13 protein-coding genes and 1 other RNA gene are annotated in these 15,874 nt (G+C 66.2%); 7 read left to right on the top strand and 7 right to left on the bottom strand.

Annotated elements, in window-relative coordinates; genetic code table 11:
• Positions 1 to 149 precede the first annotated feature (149 nt).
• Positions 150 to 365 carry a hypothetical protein gene (locus tag KA712_04330; protein ID MCG5052166.1) on the top strand — a complete coding sequence of 72 codons (216 nt, stop codon included), beginning with the start codon at positions 150 to 152 and terminating at the stop codon, positions 363 to 365.
• 119 nt (positions 366 to 484) lie between these two features.
• On the opposite strand, the gene ssrA is transcribed toward KA712_04330, so the two are convergent.
• Positions 485 to 839, bottom strand: a transfer-messenger RNA (tmRNA) gene (gene ssrA / locus KA712_04325).
• A 186-nt stretch (positions 840 to 1,025) separates the two neighbouring features.
• Between ssrA and KA712_04320 the strand changes: the two genes are divergently transcribed.
• The gene (locus KA712_04320) at positions 1,026 to 1,604 is read left to right on the top strand and encodes a superoxide dismutase [Fe] (GenBank protein ID MCG5052165.1); all 579 of its coding nucleotides are present in this window, start codon (positions 1,026 to 1,028) and stop codon (positions 1,602 to 1,604) included.
• Positions 1,605 to 1,662: 58 nt separating this feature from the next.
• Here KA712_04320 and KA712_04315 read toward each other — a convergent pair whose 3' ends face one another.
• A complete protein-coding gene (locus KA712_04315; GenBank protein ID MCG5052164.1) occupies positions 1,663 to 2,031 on the bottom strand; it encodes a hypothetical protein in 369 nt (122 codons plus the stop codon).
• A gap of 104 nt (positions 2,032 to 2,135) precedes the next feature.
• On the opposite strand from KA712_04315, the gene KA712_04310 reads away from it, so the two are divergent.
• Positions 2,136 to 2,744 carry a methyltransferase domain-containing protein gene (locus tag KA712_04310; GenBank protein ID MCG5052163.1) on the top strand — a complete coding sequence of 203 codons (609 nt, stop codon included), beginning with the start codon at positions 2,136 to 2,138 and terminating at the stop codon, positions 2,742 to 2,744.
• Positions 2,745 to 2,754: 10 nt separating this feature from the next.
• On the opposite strand, the gene lolA is transcribed toward KA712_04310, so the two are convergent.
• Together lolA and KA712_04300 are read right to left on the bottom strand one after the other, a co-directional pair.
• Positions 2,755 to 3,570: an outer membrane lipoprotein chaperone LolA gene (gene lolA, locus KA712_04305; protein ID MCG5052162.1), complete on the bottom strand. Its 816-nt coding sequence runs from the start codon at positions 3,568 to 3,570 to the stop codon at positions 2,755 to 2,757.
• Positions 3,571 to 3,660: 90 nt separating this feature from the next.
• A complete protein-coding gene (locus KA712_04300; GenBank protein ID MCG5052161.1) occupies positions 3,661 to 6,423 on the bottom strand; it encodes a DNA translocase FtsK 4TM domain-containing protein in 2,763 nt (920 codons plus the stop codon).
• 266 nt (positions 6,424 to 6,689) lie between these two features.
• Here KA712_04300 and KA712_04295 point away from each other — a divergent pair, with 266 nt between their 5' ends.
• Positions 6,690 to 7,601, top strand: a complete 912-nt coding sequence (locus KA712_04295; protein MCG5052160.1) for an HDOD domain-containing protein — start codon at positions 6,690 to 6,692, stop codon at positions 7,599 to 7,601.
• Positions 7,602 to 7,603: 2 nt separating this feature from the next.
• On the opposite strand, the gene KA712_04290 is transcribed toward KA712_04295, so the two are convergent.
• Positions 7,604 to 9,862 (bottom strand): HAMP domain-containing protein, encoded by a 2,259-nt coding sequence (locus KA712_04290; protein ID MCG5052159.1) that lies wholly within the window; start codon positions 9,860 to 9,862, stop codon positions 7,604 to 7,606.
• A gap of 63 nt (positions 9,863 to 9,925) precedes the next feature.
• Here KA712_04290 and KA712_04285 point away from each other — a divergent pair, with 63 nt between their 5' ends.
• Both KA712_04285 and KA712_04280 read left to right on the top strand, forming a co-directional pair.
• Complete coding sequence (locus KA712_04285; GenBank protein ID MCG5052158.1) at positions 9,926 to 10,612, top strand: MotA/TolQ/ExbB proton channel family protein; 687 nt, start codon at positions 9,926 to 9,928, stop codon at positions 10,610 to 10,612.
• Positions 10,613 to 10,623: 11 nt separating this feature from the next.
• Positions 10,624 to 11,091 (top strand): biopolymer transporter ExbD, encoded by a 468-nt coding sequence (locus KA712_04280; protein ID MCG5052157.1) that lies wholly within the window; start codon positions 10,624 to 10,626, stop codon positions 11,089 to 11,091.
• On the opposite strand, the gene KA712_04275 is transcribed toward KA712_04280, so the two are convergent.
• Together KA712_04275 and KA712_04270 are read right to left on the bottom strand one after the other, a co-directional pair.
• A complete protein-coding gene (locus KA712_04275) occupies positions 11,069 to 13,363 on the bottom strand; it encodes a hypothetical protein (GenBank protein MCG5052156.1) in 2,295 nt (764 codons plus the stop codon). The two genes, KA712_04280 and KA712_04275, sit on opposite strands and share 23 nt — an antisense overlap.
• A gap of 145 nt (positions 13,364 to 13,508) precedes the next feature.
• Positions 13,509 to 14,375: a LysR family transcriptional regulator gene (locus KA712_04270; GenBank protein ID MCG5052155.1), complete on the bottom strand. Its 867-nt coding sequence runs from the start codon at positions 14,373 to 14,375 to the stop codon at positions 13,509 to 13,511.
• Positions 14,376 to 14,569: 194 nt separating this feature from the next.
• On the opposite strand from KA712_04270, the gene KA712_04265 reads away from it, so the two are divergent.
• A complete protein-coding gene (locus tag KA712_04265) occupies positions 14,570 to 15,724 on the top strand; it encodes a 2-isopropylmalate synthase (protein MCG5052154.1) in 1,155 nt (384 codons plus the stop codon).
• The last annotated feature ends 150 nt before the right edge of the window (positions 15,725 to 15,874 follow it).

Below are 15,874 nucleotides of genomic sequence, written 5' to 3'. Positions count from 1 at the left end.
ACGGCCGCGCATCCCGGACACCTTCCGGCGCGCGCACACCGCGGCTTGCAGGCTTTTGGCCCCGTCCCGAGGTGAGCTGACGGGGGCGTCAGCCTCGCGCAGTCGAGACCGAACAAGACCGAAAAGAAACGATTTTAGAAAGGAACGTTATGTCGCAGAATCAGAATTCCACCACCGCTCGCTTCAACGGCGTGAAGGTCTTCTCGGCGACGATGGCGCAGGAGCGTGAGAACCTGGGCGAGAAGGTCACGGCCTGGATTCGCGACCACGCCGAATGCAAGATCGTCGACACCATCGTCACGCAGTCCTCGGACGAAGCCTTCCACTGCCTGGCCATCACCGTCTTCTATCTCGACGAGCGCTGAGTCGATACCCGACCGTTGGTGAGAGCCGCCCTTTTGGGCGGCTTTTTTTTGAGCCGCCCCTGCCACCCGCGAAGCGCTGGGGAGGAAGCCGGCCCGGTCACGTTCCGGGCCGGCTTTTTTCGTGGAGGCGCGGGGAATTGCACCCCGGTCCGAGAGGGCTCCACGCCTGTCGCTACGTGCGTATTCAGTGCTTGGGTTTTCGTCCTCAGACACGCCCACTGACAGGCACCCTGAAGCTTAGCCTTCCGTTCATGTCACGACGGTGCCGGTAGGCACCCACCGTCATCAAGCCCACTAAGTAGCCGCTCCTTCGGGCCGCAGGCAGCTCCCGAAGTCACGGTCTGGCGAGTTTTTTAGGCTGCCAGAGCGAACGCGTTGTCGTTCGCGATTCTTTTTGCCCGTTTTAACGAGGCCACGGGCGCCTCGACACGCAACAAACGCTTTGCTTCCCCCCGTCGAGCCTAGTTCGCCCCCGATGAGCGTACGTCAGTTGGGATGACTATAACCGATGAATGGTTTCGCGAAAGAGGCACGCGCGAACCCGCACCAGACCGCGCGGGCGCCAGGGACGCCAGCGGTGACAAGAGGGCCTCGACTGGTATGCTCCGCCACCGCGTCAAAACGCACACGGAAAACCCTCAGACGGAGAGGACAAGCACCATGGCATTCGAGCTACCTGCACTGCCCTGGGCGAAAGACGCCCTGGCGCCCCACATCAGCGCCGAAACCATCGAGTTTCACTACGGCAAGCATCACCAGGCCTACGTTACGAACCTGAACAAGCTGCTCGAGGGCAAGCCCGAATCCTCGAAGTCCCTCGAGGAGATCGTCAAGACCAGTGAGGGTGGCGTCTTCAACAACGCCGCTCAGGTGTGGAACCACACGTTTTACTGGAACAGCATGAAACCCAACGGCGGCGGGCAACCTACCGGCAAGCTGGCCGATGCCCTGGTCCGTGACTTCGGCTCGGTCGACGCGTTCCTCCAGCAGTTCAGTGAGGCCGCAAAGACGCAGTTCGGCTCGGGCTGGGCTTGGCTCGTCGAGGCCGACGGAAAGCTCAAGGTCATGAAGACGGCCAACGCCGAGACGCCGCTCCGCACGGGAGAAAAGGCGCTCTTGACGTGCGACGTCTGGGAGCATGCCTACTATGTCGACTACCGCAACGCGCGGCCGAACTACGTCGACACGTTCTGCAAGCACCTCATCAACTGGGACTTCGCCGCTTCAAACCTCGGCTGAGCCAAGTCCCCGGCGTGATTGACGACCCCGGTGCGTTCGGCACCGGGGTTTCGTCGTTTCAGGAGGCGGCTGCCGGAGGTGCCGGGACATCGGGCGCGGGCGCGACACGACTGCGGCGCACGAGCGTGCCCACGACGATCACGACGACAGCGCCCACGCCTGCAGCGATGGCCTGGTAGCGCGCGAAGTCTTGCAGGGCCTGGCGCACCGTGGGAGCGCAGGACATGGCCTCTCCCGCGGGCGGCGTGTACCACCAGCCGAGCAGCGAGGCGCCGAGCAGGGTCCAGCCCAAGAGGCCGAGCACGGCGCCGATCTGGATTTGCAGCAGGGTGCGACGAAACCAGCCCCGCCCTTTCTTCGTGAGTGCCCCTTGCATGTCGCGCGAAGCATAACGGACGCGCTCCCCGCCGCCCGCGTAAAACGGCATGAGCGCGACACCCGGCCCACAGGCGTGGGGACGCGGTTCTCCCGGGCGCGCCAGGTTGACGGCCTGCGGGCTTGCCGTCAGGGTGTAGAGCCCCGTTCTTTCCCATGGCCATCGCCCCGCATCCCCCCGATGACTACGCCGATCGACTCGCCCGGCTCGAGACGATGTGGTGGAAGCGGCTGCTCGACGTGCAGCGGCCCTATCGGTGGTACCTGCGCCGACTGGAGCTGGGGTTCGTTCTGGACGTGGGGTGTGGCGTCGGTCGTAGTCTCGCGAATGCGGGGGGCCACGGTGTGGGCGTCGACCTCAGCCCCCGCGCCGTGGAACTTTGTCGCCTCCGCGGGCTCGAGGCTTACGTTCCTCGGGACTTTCTGGCCTCGCGCCACGCCCGGCCCCACCTGTTCGACAGCCTGCTCCTGGCGCACGTGGTGGAGCACATGACCTTCTCGCAAGCGCGCGAGCTGCTCGCGGCCTATCTGCCTTTCGTGAAGCCCGCGGGGCGTGTGGTGTTGATTGCGCCGCAGGTAGCCGGGTTCGCGTCGGACGCCACCCACGTGGAGTACTTCGACATTCCGAAGCTGCTGCGCCTCTGTGCCGCAGCCGGTGTGCCCGTGGAAGGACACCGCTCGTTTCCCTTTCCGAGCGCGGTGGGCCGCATCTTTCCTCACAACGAGTTCGTGGTCATCGGGCGGGCACCGCATCCCTCCAGATGACGCCCGAAGCTCAGGGGCGAGCTTTGCCAGCGTCGATCACGCGAACGCCTGCCGGCGCTTTCCACTGAAACGTGGCATCGGAGAGCTTCGGGTTGCGAACCATGTCCTTGAAGGTCACGTCGTTGATGTTGCCCTGGGAGTCTACCAAGACCGTCTGCCGCACGTGGAAGCTCTGCGGATCCACGATGAAGAAGATGGCCTTGTAGGACGACTGCGCCTGCTTGGGTTTGAGTGACAGACGGTAATCGCCGGGACGCCCATACGTGAGCTGGGGTGCGAACTCGACATCGAATTGATCCGACAACTTGCCCTTGCCCATCAGAAACGCGAGCGCCGCGGGCAGCTGCGAGCTCTTGAGATCCTGCTTGAAGGCTTGCTTGTCTTCTGGCTCGTAAAGCCACAGCACGTCACCGTTCGATACGAAAGTCTTTTTTTCGGGTGACGTGTAGTCCCAGCGCATGCGCCCTGGCTTCTTGAAGGTGACCTCACCCGAGGAGCGGGTGGTGCGGCCGAACGTGGCGTTCAGCTGCGCTTGTTCGAAGGACGCCCGGTAGCTCTGCGTGCCGTCGTAGTGTCTTTGCACGCGTGCGATCACGTCGGCAAGTGGCAGGCCGTCGTCCCTGGGCGTGGCTTCGGAGGGCGCGTTCGCAGCGACCGCTTTGCCCTGCGCCCGGGACGCCGCCGCCCCGCGAGGCGCATCTTGGGCGGAGCGCACGGCCGCCGCCGACCCGCCCGAAGGCCCCGGGCCAAAAGCGCTGACGGGACTTGCGGCCGCCAGTGACAGCCACGCGCAGAGTGACGACGTGTAGATTGCAGACGAAACCATGTGAACCCATCCTAGCGAAAGCTGCCCTTCCCCGCCGCCCTCTCGAGAGTTTGGACGGGCGGCCGCGCGGATTCGTTCACGGAGGCCCGTTCAGGGCGCTGCCAGGTAGTCGCCCCCCGGCGCCAGGATGTCGCGAGGTTTCATCCCATTGGCCGGACCCACGATTCCGTCCCGCTCCATCTGTTCCACCATCCGCGCGGCGCGGTTGTACCCAATCTGCAGCCGGCGCTGGATGAAGCTGACCGAGGCCTGGCGTGTGTCGCACACAATCGCGACGGCTTGATCGTAGAGGGGATCGGAAAAGTCGTTCTCTCGCGGCGCGCCGCCGTCCTCGGCCCCCTCTTCATCACGCGGCTTGAGGATGTCCATGTCGTACACCGGCTTGGCCTGCTTGGTCAGGAAGTGCACAACGTCGTGCACCTCCTGGTCCGACAGGAAGGCACCGTGCACGCGGCGCAACTTCGTGCCGCGGTCCGAGAACAACATGTCGCCGTTGCCCAGTAGCGTTTCGGCGCCGGGCTGGTCGAGGATGGTGCGAGAATCGATCCGCGAGGCCACCTGCAGAGCGATGCGACTTGGGAAGTTTGCCTTGATGAGGCCCGTGATCACGTCCACAGAGGGGCGCTGGGTGGCGAGGATGAGGTGCAGACCGGCCGCGCGCGCCTTCTGCGCGATGCGCGCCACCGAGGTCTCGACGTCTTTCGGCGCGACCATCATGAGGTCAGCGAACTCGTCGATGACGATGACGATGTAGGGCAGCTTCGCCTTCAGGTCGTCTTCGGTCGTGGCCGCCTGCCGGGCCGACTCGTCTTCTGCCAAGGCGAGGTCGATGACACCGGCCGTGTCGAACACCTGAGCGGCATCTCCTGCAGCCTCGGCCGCGGCCTTGGCTTCGGCCATCTGACGGCTCTTGTCGGACAGGTGCTTTTCGACCTTGACGTTGAAGCCGGCGATGTCGCGCACGCCGGTCTTGGCGAGCAGCTCGTAGCGGCGCTCCATCTCCTCCACCGCCCAGCGCAGGGCCAGGTTCGCCTTGGTGGGATCGGTCACGACGGGCAGCAGCAGGTGCGGGATGCCCTCGTAGATCGAGAGCTCGAGCATCTTGGGATCCACCATGATGAAGCGCACCTCCTCGGGAGAGGCGTTGTAAAGCATACTCGTGATCATGGAGTTGACCGCCACCGACTTGCCCGAGCCGGTGGTGCCCGCCACGAGGAGGTGCGGCATCTTCGCCAGGTTCACGCTGACAGGGCTGCCCTTGATGTCCTTGCCGAGGCAGACCTGCAGCTTGCTGCCCGCGTCCGTGAAGCAGCGATCCTCGAGAATCTCCTTGAGGTAGACCGTCTCGCGCAGCTTGTTCGGCACCTCGACGCCCACCACGGCTTTGCCGGGGATGGGGGCCACGATGCGCACCGCCTGAGCTTCGAGCGCCATGGCCAGGTCGTCCTCGAGACGTGCGATCTTGCCGGTGCGCGTGCCAGGAGCGGGCGCAAACTCGTACATGGTGACCACGGGCCCCATGTGGATCTCCTTGACTTTGCCCTTGACCCCGTAGTTCGAGAAAGCCTGCTCGAGCCGCTCCGCCATCTCGTAAAGCGCCTGACGATCGAGCACCTCTCCCTTGGGAGGCTCATAGGCGAGGAGCTCCGTGGACGGCAGACGAAAATCTCCCTCCGAGAGCTTGATGAAGCTTGGCCCTTCGTGCTTCTTCGGGGGTTCGGGCGGGCGTACCGCGGGCGCAACGATGATGGGAATGTCGGAGGGCTTGAGGGCGTCGTCGTCCCGGGCGGCGAGGTCTTCGCCTCCCTCTTCTTCCGCCGCACTGCGGATGAGCGGCGACTGGGCTTCGATGTCCTCGTCGTCGACGTCGAGGTCGGCCGCTGGGGCACGCGCGGCCAGGGGCGGGCGCACATCGCCCGCATCCCGCTCGGCCGCCTGGGGAAGGCCCGCTCCCGGGCTCGCCTCGGGGCCTCGGCCCCGCGGCTTGCGCCCCTTGGCGGTCTCTTTGGGCTCGCGGGGCGCTTTGAGTCTCGGCCCTGCGCCCACACGCACGGCTTCGCTTTCGTCGTCTTCGAGGGGCTTGCCGGGAAAGCTCACGAGAGTCTTCTCGAAGGCGTCGGTGCGGTCGACGGCAGCCAAGCGCTTGTGCTTGCGGCCTTTTCCTTGTGGCTCGGCAGGGGCCACGGCGGCGAGGGCCGGCGGCTCACTCTCCGGCTCGTCCTCGTCCTCGTCCTCGTCCTCGTCCAGGTCTTCAGACGGATCGCGGCGCGGGAACATCTCGACGACCAACCGACCGAGAGCGCCCACGGCCTCGCGGGCCAAAGCGAAGCTCTTGAGCGAAACGGCGCCCACGAAGCCGAGCGCGTGTTCCGCGCGCAGGCGGGACACGAACGTAAGCGATACGAAAAGCACGGTCGCAGCGGCCAGGGCCGCGCCCACGGTGCCGATGAAGCTTGCGAGGATCTCGCCGAGCCACTGGCCCAGCAGGCCCCCGGGCCCGCTGGCTGCCGTATGTCGCGTGGCGAAGGGCAGGTGAAGCAACACGGCCAGGCCCGCTACCAGCCCAAGGGCTCCGACTGTCTCGGCGATGCCGGCCCACAGGGATCGGCCGCGAAAGCTGCGCACGGCCAGCACCAGCAGAGCACCGACGAGCAGGTACGAGGCGAACCCCGCCAGGGCGTAGAGCATGCGGGCCGTGGCGGCTCCTCCGGGGCCCATCAAGCCCCGAGCGCCGGCCTGTTCGGAAACCATTGAAATCAAGGAGAAAATACCGAACCCAAGCAGGCCGATGCCGGCCAGCTCTTTGGCACGGCCCCGCGACGGGGCGTTGGATGTCTTTCCCTTGGCAGCCATTACGGTCCTCTATTTACGCTGATTGGTAGGAACTAGACCTACATTCACACACTAAATCAGATCCCAGAGCCGTCAAATTTCCCGCTCGAAGGATCGCCAACGGCCCCGGAATTCCTGCGCTAAGGGCGCGGATAGGTTGCGGGCAGGTTAATCCCAGCCCTGGTCGAGGGACAGATTTCGACCACGCGGAGTCCACCCTTGGCCGAGCGGGCGGTCTTTTCCCGGCCGCTTACGGAGCTGCGGGAACACGTATACAATCGGCGAACGTGGACAATGCCTCCGACGCTCTCGTCGCCGAGTTGAGCCGAGTGGTCCTCAAGCGGGTCAGCGACGACGACCTGACCCTGCCCGGCTTGCCCTGGGTGCTTCGCAGGGCCGCATCCGCGTTGGGCGAGAGCCCCTTCGATCCGGACGCCGTGGGCCGGGCGATCGAGTCCGATCCGCTCGCGGTGGCGCGGCTGCTTCGCGTGGCCAATAGCCCGTCGTACTCCGACGGGACCGCGGTGCTCACGATCGCGGGTGCCCTCAAACGGCTGGGCGCGCGCATCGTTCGCATCGTGATTGACGACGCGGGTTGCGAACGGCTCGTCGTTTCGCGAAACGACGGGATCAACCGCGCGCGCCGACGCATCTGGGAACACGCCGTGGCCGTCGCGCTGGTGGCGCGGGACCTTGCCGGGTTCGCGGGCGGCCTCCACGGCGAACTGGCCGAGAGCGCGTTCGTGGGCGGGCTCCTGCACGACCTGGGTAAACCCGTGATGGCGTGCTTGCTGCTCGACTCGGAACGACGCCTCTTGCGCACGGGCCTGCACCGGTGGCTTCCCGAGGACGACTGGGTTCGGGTGATTCGGGGAGGGCAGACCACCGTGGGTCGACTCATGGCCGTGAAGTGGGGATTCCCCTCACCCATTCGCCACTGCATCGCCGAGCCCTATGCCTACGACCCCTGGAAGCCCCACGCCATCAGCAACTTCGTGTGTTTGGCCAACGCGCTCGTGGAGCGTTCGGGGCTCGACATGGGGCCGATCGACGACGCCGAGCTGGGGCCGGTGTTGCAGGAAGGCACCCGGCTTTTGGGGGTTCCTGAATCGAGCCTGGCCTGGGCGGGTCGCGATCTGGAGCAGAGGGTCCTGGCGTTCATGGGCGAATGGGGTCTTGGCTCCGTGGTCGTGGCGTAGGGTCAGCCAGCGGCGCTCGAAGGGTCCCGGGCCCGCAGAGGCAGACTGAGCACGAACGTGGTGCCTTCGTCGCCGCTGTCCACCCGTACGGTTCCCCCGTGCCGCTCGATGATGCCGTGAACGATCGAGAGGCCAAGCCCCGCGCCCTCACCCACGTTCTTCGTGGTGAAGAAGGGATCAAAGATCTTGGGCAGCACATCCTTCGGGATCCCCGGGCCATCATCCGCGATGAAAAGGTCCCAGGTATCGTCCGTGGGCACGACCCGAATGGAGATATGTCCCTTTCTTCCCGTGAGCGCCTGCGCGGCGTTCACCACCACGTTCATGACGACCTGATCGATTTGCCCCGGGACGGCCCAGACCTCACAGGGTGAAGGCACGTCCACGTGCACGTCGACCTCGCGGAGCTGGTGGCGCAGCAGATCGAGCGTGTCGTTGACGACCCGGCCCAGATCCACGCTGCGGAACTGTTGGTCGTCACCGCGCGAGTAGTTGTGGAGCGCGCGGACGATGGCGCGCGTGCGCGCAGCTCCGCGCCGGATGACCCCCAACATGTCCTTGGCGTCGCGAGACAAAGCCAGCACGTCGCCCGCGCCCGCGGCCCGCTCGATCTCGTCCAGCTGCTCAGTGAGCGGCTCGAGTGTGTTGATGACCGCGTTGACGGGGTTGTTGATCTCGTGGGCGATGCCAGCCACGAGCCGACCCATGGAGGCCAGCTTCTCGGAGCGCACGAGATCGTCCTGTGCGCGGTGTAGCTTCTCGAGCGCCTCCGCCAGCTCGGTGTTCCGCTTTTCGAGAGCTTCGGTCCGGCGCCGCACTTCCCTTTCGAGGTCGACGTTGATCGACTCGGTGGAGCGCAGGCGATCGCGCAGCGCCCGCCGCATCTCCTCGAAGGCCACGGTGAGGCGTCCGATCTCGTCGGCTTCGCCCGCGGGCGACACGGGCCGCGCCAGCTCGCCGCGGGCCATCTCTTCGGAGCGCAGCTCGAGCGCGATGAGCGGCGCCACGGTGTCGCGTACGAAGAGCAGGGCCAGGCCCGTTGCCAAAAGCAGCCCCACGAGCCCGGGCAAGAGGCTCGCGGGCCCGGGCGCCACGTGAACCAAGACCCAGGGACCCGCCAGACAGGCACCAAACGACGCCAGCACGACGGCAAGCCGCCCCCCCAGCCCCACGGGGGCGCGAATCGTGCCAAGCGGCAAGTGGTGTCGCGAGCCCAAATGGCGCAGGTAGGGGTTCATCACTCGCCGCAGCAGCATCAGCGTGAAGCCGCCGGCGGCAAGCACCACCACCACGCCCACGATGAGCAAACGGGCTGCCACCTGCGCGTCGAAGCGCAACCACCACCGCCCGAGCGCCACCGCCGCCAAAAAAGTGAGGGCGAGACTCATCACCAGGTAGGACGAAAGGCGGTAGGGCAGCCCCTGAGCAGCCTTGAATGCCGGCACCGCGGCCGGTTCGTCTCGCGAAGGACCTCTCGTGGACGGGCGGCGGTAGACGAGGTCGAAATACGCCTCGATGGCCCTGGTGCGGCGACGCAACGAACGGGCCCAGAACACGAGAGCCACCGCCAGGGCCGGCCAACCCCACGCGCCCAGATCGGCGCCCCCCACGCCCACCGTGGCCTCGGTGAGCCACAGCCAGACCCCGTGCCCGACCGCAAGCACCAGGACGGCAGCCCGCGCCAGCCGGCGCCGGTAGACGACCATGTAGACGCGCATGCCGTCCACGTTGGGGAGCAACCACGGTCGCCGCCGGCGCAGCCAGCCCTCGAAGAGCCGCGCCCGCAGCGCCGCCACGCCCGCCGCGTGAATCACGCTCATGCCTGCGATGCGTAAGGCCGCGCCCGGCCCCAAGGCCTTGAACGCCACCGCCCATCCAAGGGTGACGAGCACGACGAAGACCCAGGCGCAGAAGCGTATGACCCCTGTTTCCCCCGGCAAATGTGTGAGCGCGCGCTGGGCGGAGTCACCGAGCGCAGGAGGGACCACGTCCCCCCGCACACGGCGGGCATGCACGGCCAGAAGGGGACGCGCCACGTCCAAGAGCCGCAGGAGGGAGGCCAGGCACAGCGTGGCGGACAGCACCGCCCCCAAACGAAGGGGCGTGCTCATCGGCAAACGTGCCAAGACCCACCACAGAGGCGCCCCCACCCCGAGCAACTCGGCAACCGTGGACACCACCTCGCACGAAGCAAGGCCCCCACCGAGACTGATGTGCGTGCGGGGCAAAGCGGCGACGGGATTCACGGCAGCGCGGGCCATCGGCGCAGCATTGTACAGCGTGCATGCCCCGCCCGCAGTTTGGAGCTATGCTTGCGGCGATCAATGACCTGGGAAACTCTACGCGATCTCATTCGCGACGAATGGCTGATCCTCGGACTGCTGCTGCTTTGGTCCCTGGCCGGCTTGACCGTCATCTGCGAGCGCTTCTACAGCCTGTGGAACGTTCTGCCCAAATCCGAGGCCTTCAAGGACCGGGTGATCGCGGCCATCGAGGCCCAGGATTTGCCCAAGGCCGTCGCGCTCTCCGAGACCTCGAACGAGCCGTTGGCCGAGGTCTTCGACAAAGGGCTCAAGACGTACAAGAAGTACCCCGACAAAACGGCCGCGGTCGTGACGTCGCAAAGGCTCGCCGTGACCTCGCAGTTCAAGAGGTATTTGTGGGCCCTTGGAACCGTGGGCTCGTCAGCACCCTTCGTGGGGCTGTTCGGAACCGTGGTGGGTATCCTCAAGGCCTTCCAATCGATGGCGGCTGCGGGCACGGGCGGCTTCAAGGTGGTTGCGGGCGGCATCGCGGCCGCGCTGGTGGCCACGGCGGCGGGCCTCATGGTGGCGATCTATGCTGTCATTGCTTACAACTACTTCGTGGCGCGCGTGGGCGCCATTGGGGTGCAGTACAAGCTCTTCTGTGAAGAGTTCCTCATGGCTCTCGGGGAGATGAAGACGAGCCCCGCGCCTGCCGAGGCCATCAAGCCGACCAAGACTGAAGCCGCCGCCGACAGCGCGGCCTGAAAGGCGCCATCATGGGCATGGGCGTAAACATGAACGATGCCGCCGTCGACGATGACGGCGGCGGGAGCGAGTCCATCGTCGCCGAGATCAACATCACGCCACTCACTGACGTGTTCTTGGTGTTGCTCATCATCTTCATGGTGACCTCCACCGCGATGGTCGAGACGGAGAAAGCCTCCCGCTCGGGCGTCAAGGTCTCGTTGCCGAAATCCCAATCGGCAGGGCCCGTGACCAAACGGCGCACCGATCCCGTCTTGACCATCACGAAGGCGAACGAGATCTACCTCTTCAACAAGAAGATCGCTCCCGAGAATCTCGAGGCCGAATTGCGCCAGGCCTTTGCCAGCGTGGAGTCCGATGTCTTGCTCATCCGGGGCGACAAGAACGTGGCGCTGGGCTCGGCGGTGGATCTGATGTCGATTGCGAAGCGCGCGGGCGCCGCTCACATCAACATCCTCACGGAGACGGCGGAGAAGTAGACCGGCGGCGGCGCGCGAGCCAGGCCAGCAGGCACCCGAACGTCAGAAGCCTGGGCTCCTTCGTGCGTCCCCCGAGGTGGCATCCGCAACCGCCTTCGTCATCGAGTGCCGGGCCCTCACCCGCATCGACCGTGTTCGGCGTTTCGCACCCCGGCAGGACGGAGGTCATCGAGACGTCGTCGATGGCGGCCTCGACGCCTCCCAGGCCATCCCCATGGTCGTCGGCGGCCACGAAGCGCAGCTGCAAGGCGGAGGCCCCGGCGAGCGCAGGCGGCATGGCCACCACACGTTCCTGCCACTCGACGAAGATGGCGTCGCTCAGCCGGTCGATCTCGGTCCACGAAGAGTCTGCGCCGGCGTCGGGCGCGTCACCCACCGCTCGGACATACACGGAGAGGGAGGCCTGCGGGCTGCTCTCGATCTGGCCGCTGCCCACCGACCGCATGCCGGCAAAGGTCACGAAGTACCGCAGGGCTGGCTGGCGCAAGCCCGCCAAGGGCAACACGGGGGATTGCAGCGTCACCCGCCCCCGCTTGGCGAATCCTCCCGTGCTGCCCGCTTCCGGAGGCACGCGACCTGTGCTGAAGGCCCCAGCGCCACTGTGAGCCGCGTCCGGTTGCGTCTGTCGGTTGACGACGAAACTGAGCTCGGGCTTTCCGCGCTCCCACGTGGCCCCTTGCCCGGTGTCGGTGCCCTCCGGGTTTACGCTCCAGCCCCCCTCGCTCTCGAAATCCTCGGTCCACACGGTCTTCACCCCGACGGGGCGCGAGACCCGGCGGCGGTCGTAGTGGAACGCGCTCTGGGTGCGACCCACCACGCTCATTTCGGCGCCGCAGGGAATGTCAGGCAGATCGACCATGAAGGTCTCGGAGCGGGTCGCGCCCGCCGGCAGCGGTTCGAGGTCACGGGGAAGTCCGGACGAATACAGGCGGTCTCCCGCCCGCACCTCGATCCAGCCCCGCAACCCGGTGGCGGGCTGGGCGCCGGTGTTGGCGAGGTCCATGCGGAACGCCACCGGGCCCAGGCGCGGAACGGCCGGCTCGACGACCTCCACGCCCACCACATCCGAACGGGCGTCGCCGCAATCCTGCGTGGACTGGCTACACACCACGAGGCGGTTGCCGCTGGCCACGCGCACCCAGTCCTCCCACCACAGGCGGGCCCTGTCGATCCGCTGCGCAAGGCCTACGGCGGTCACGCTCGTCACGCTTTCGTTCGGCCGCGTGAGCACGACCTGGAGCTCTCGTACGTACCCGCTCGAGGCTGCGGGTTCACGAGGGCCGTTCGCGGCGATGAGATCGTCGCTCGTGAGATCGAGGCGGGTGCCCGAGACCGTGTTCTGTGTGGGAATGCGCCCTGGCTGGTAGGCTTCACAACTCGGCCGCGTGTAATTGGGCACGTCGACGATCGCAAAAAATGGGGGCAGCTCGTCGGCGGGCATGAGGCCCATGCCGTAGAGGTCAAGAGGGCCGAAGCGCTTGGCCCGCTCGTTCCAGGTGAACGTGCCGTTGGCGTTGTCGACCCAGGCAAGCCCGTCTTGCACGGAGGCCCGGGTGTCCACGAACCAATCGAAGTGGGCGCAGTCCCGGCCGAGAAGGAGGTCGCTGGCCCTGCCAGTGCGCGGATCACGTACCTCCAAAAAGGCCATGAAGCGATGGCCCGTCTCCTGCCCCCAGGTCTCGAGGGTCTTGTCCCAGTTGATCCGATCATCGGTGGAGCCCAGGCCGAGGTCCTTCATGTTGACCACGGTCCGCAGCACGCCTTGCGAGCCATACATGCGGGACAGGTCCTGCACGCGCAGTCGTTCGCCCAGCCCCGCAACCTCGTTCTTCACGTTCAGGGCGTACGCCAAGGCGTCCGTGCCCCGATCCACGAAGGTCTGCCAGACGGTGACGATTTCGTAGTGATCGCCGGCAAAGGCCAGCGCCTTTTGCGTGACGTTCCCCAGCGCCGCCGGGTCCACGCCGAGCTGGCCATTGTTCGAGGTGATGGTCTCGGGATCCCCAGCGACCACCACCACTTCCCCCACCCGCATGACGTCTTCGGCACCGAGCACCCGCGGGCTGTGCGGGGCGGGAGCGGCCCGGGTCCGAAAGCGCGGGTTCACTCGCAGAACGCGCCCCTCGCCGTCGGGGCCCTTGCCGAGCGGAGGCGAAACGACATAGCGCGGGTCGAACGCGGGCTCCCAAAGATCGTCCGCCCGGGCCGCAGGGCCATAGGCCCCAAAACCAGCCAGGGCCACGGCGAGGGCCACGGCGCAAAGGCGGCGCATACGAGTCGGCGAGCGGAGAGCTTGAGAGGGCACGGGGAAGTCGCGACGCGGAGGTCACATCCGCATTCGGCGTAACCCACCCGCAGCTTGACACCGAGAGTCGGGATCAGGCCAATACCGGGGGCCGGGACGCCGCCACGACCACTCAGAGCAACGCCAGGAACGCCTTGGCCGCATGGCTGAGAGAGCGGCGGGCCGGGAACACCAGGTGAATCTTTCGGGCAATCCGAAGCTCGTTGACCTGGACCTCCTTGAGGACGCCCTGCTCGACCTCGGGCCCCACACACATGCGGGGCAGGAAGGCCACGCCCTCGTTCAGCTGCACAAGCTTCTTGATCGTCTCGACCGTGGGCATTTCGATGTCCCGGTTGAGCGGCACGTTGCGGCGCTCGAACTCCTTGACCACCATCTCGCGGTACGGGGACAGGACGTTGTGGGCGATGAAGGTCTCCATGCCCAGCTCGCCGATCGACACGGTCTTGCGCCGGGCCAGCCGGTGCTCGGGAGACACCACGAAGGCCAGGTGGTCCGTATAGATGACCCGCGTCGAGAGGCGCTCGTCCCGGGGCTCGTAGGACACCACGCCCAGCTCCAGATCGCCCCCCAGGATCTCCTCGGGGATCTTGCTCGAAAGGCTGCGACGCACCAGCACCCGCACCCGGGGGTACTTGCGCCGGTACTGCACGATGTGTCCCAGCAGGTACAAGGTGGTGGACTCGTTGGCGCCGATCAGCAGCTGGCCGGCAGACTTGTCCCGCAGCTCGGCCAGGGCGCCCGCCAGCTCCCCGCCGAGATTCTCGAAGCGACGCGCGAATTCGTAGACCAGCTGGCCCGCATCGGTCAAACGCATGGCCTTGCTGCCGCGATCGATGAGCGCCTCACCCAGCTCATTCTCGAGGCGCTGCACCGCGAGAGACACCGCTGGCTGCGTACGCCCCAACTTCGCGGCAGCCCGCGAAAAGCTCGCCTCCGCAGCCACCATGCGGAACACTTGAAGTTCGTGTAGCTCCAACGCTTATGGCCCCCCTGTCATGAATAAGCGCTGATTATAAGATTAAGAAAACTTATTCCAATCGTGAAAACAATAAATTCGCCAAATCCAGAGACGCTCGCTACAGTTGAGAGCTTCAGGGCGACCGCGGGCGCGTGCCGCGCGCGGCGCGACCATTCTTCACCCCCAGCGAGACGAACCCGAACAGAGGCACCATGAACGACCGCGTATTCATCTTCGACACCACGTTGCGCGATGGCGAGCAGTCCTGCGGATGCAGCATGACGGTGGCCGAAAAGCTTCAGATGGCGCGCAAGCTCGTGGAGCTCGGGGTCGACGTGATGGAGGCGGGTTTCCCCATGGCGTCCGAGGGTGACACCGAGGCGGTCGACCAGATCAGCCGCACCTTCTCGGGCGTCAGCGTGGCCGCCCTGGCGCGCTGCAATGTCAAGGACATCGAGCAGGCAGCCCGGGCGCTGGACAAGGCGAAACGCCCCCGGATCCATACCTTTATCGCGACGAGCCCCATCCACCTGGAATACAAGCTCCGCAAAACGGAGGACCAGGCGCTCGAGAGCGCGGTCAAGGCGATTCAATTGGCCCGCAAGTACGTAGGTGAAGTGGAGTTTTCAGCGGAGGACGCCACCCGGACCTCCCCCGAAAGCTTGGCCCGCTTCGCGCGCGCCGCGGTCGACGCCGGCGCGTCGGTCGTGAACATCCCCGACACCGTGGGCTACGCGATTCCCCAGGAGTTCGGCGCCTTGATCGCCAAAGTGGTGCAAGCCGTCGGCGACCGGGCGGTGGTGTCGGTGCACTGCCACAACGACCTCGGCCTGGCGGTGGCCAACAGCCTGGCCGGCGTTCAGGCGGGCGCCCGCCAGGTGGAATGCACCATCAACGGCATCGGTGAACGTGCAGGCAACTGCTCGCTCGAAGAAGTGGTCATGGCGATGAAGGTCCGCAACGACCTGCTGCCCTTCGCCACCGGCATCAACACCCCCGAACTCTTTCCTGCGAGCCAATTGCTTTCTTCGATCATCGGGGTGAGCCCGCAGCCCAACAAGGCCATCGTGGGGAAAAACGCCTTCGCCCACGAAGCGGGTATTCACCAGGACGGCTTCCTCAAGGAACGCACCACCTACGAGATCATGGATCCCACCACGGTGGGTGTGCCCGAGAGCCGGCTGGTGCTGGGCAAACACAGCGGCCGCCATGCCCTGGCCGACCGTTGCTCGCACCTGGGCTTCCAGCTCACGCCCGGGCAGATCGATATGGTCTACAAGACCTTCATTGCGCTGGCCGACAACAAAAAGGGCCTGACTGACGACGAGATCGCCGAGCTGGCGCGGCAAGCGCAAGCGGCGGCCTGACTCACGCACGTCACGCGCCCCCCTCGCTGACCGCGAGGCTCGCCCCGGACAGGCTTTCGGCCAGTCCGGGGCGTTTCATTTGAGCCCAATCGCGGGCAAGCGCCACGTTCAAGCCGGCTGGGCAGCCGCCGATGACAAATCCGATAAGTC

The organism is Myxococcales bacterium, from assembly GCA_022184915.1.
Taxonomy (GTDB): Bacteria; Myxococcota_A; Polyangia; order Fen-1088; family Fen-1088; genus JAGTJU01.
This window is presented reverse-complemented; position numbering and strand designations above follow the sequence as displayed.